General features: G+C 29.5%; 1 protein-coding gene. It reads left to right on the top strand.

Going from position 1 to position 1095, the window contains the following annotated elements:
* Positions 1–19: 19 nt before the first annotated feature.
* Positions 20–1095 (top strand): restriction endonuclease subunit S (locus HMPREF9965_RS12640; RefSeq protein WP_004243463.1); only part of this gene is annotated, 1076 nt, incomplete at its 3' end.

The following is a 1095-nucleotide window of genomic DNA, read 5'->3' on the forward strand; positions in this document are numbered from 1 at the left end:
ATTCCGAGGAGGTGGTTGCATGACGATCATTTTTTTACAGAATATATTTGAAAAATCTATAAATGGTGAATGGGGTAATGAAGATAGTGGCAAAGGAGAGGCGACAGCAGTAATTAGAACCTCAAATTTTCTAAATTCTGGAAGACTAAATCTAGATAATATTGTATGTCGTGAAATTGATAAAGATAAAAACAGCGACAAAATTCTAAGAACTGGTGATATTATAATTGAAAAATCAGGAGGTAGTCCAAATCAACCGGTTGGACGTGTTGTATATTTCGATGTTACAGATCAAGATTATTTCACAAATAACTTTACTAGTATTTTAAGAGTTAAACCAGAATATAATTCTAAATATATATTTTATTTAATGAAGTATCTTTATGACACAAAAAAGGTGTTAAAATTTCAAAATCAAACAACTGGAATTATTAATTTAAAGTTAGCTGACTATTTAAATAAAACCAAAGTTAATATTGAAACTATAGAAAATCAAAATACAATAGTAGACATATTGGATAGGTTAGAGTATCAAATAATAAATAGAAATAAGCAGATTAGTGAACTCTCAAACCTTGTAAAATCCCGATTTAACGAGATGTTTGGGGATCCTATTTTGAACGATATGGGATGGGAAGTTACTAAGTTAGGGGTATTAACAAATAAAATCTCTAGTGGAAATACTCCTAAAGGTGGATCGCAAGTATATGTTGATAGGGGTATTATGTTTTTTCGTAGTCAAAATGTTTGGAAAAATAAGATATTATTAGATGACATTGCTTATATTGATGATCAGACAAATAGAAATATGAAAGATACTATTTTAGAACATGGAGATTTGTTGATTACCAAAACAGGTAGAGTAAATACTGAGAATAGTAGTTTGGGTCGGACAGCTCAATATCTAGGCCAAAGTGGAAAAGCTAATATAAATGGGCATGTTTATTTGGTTCGAATTAATTCAGATATAAGTAAGAGATTTATTTTGGAAATACTGATAAGTGATGCTTACCGTGATTATATTAGACGTATTTGTGTTGGAGGGATTGATAAACGTCAGTTAAACAAAAATCATATTGAAGATTTTCCTATAAT

This window comes from Streptococcus mitis bv. 2 str. SK95, assembly GCF_000222705.1.
In the GTDB taxonomy this organism is placed as follows: Bacteria; Bacillota; Bacilli; order Lactobacillales; family Streptococcaceae; genus Streptococcus; species Streptococcus mitis_AY.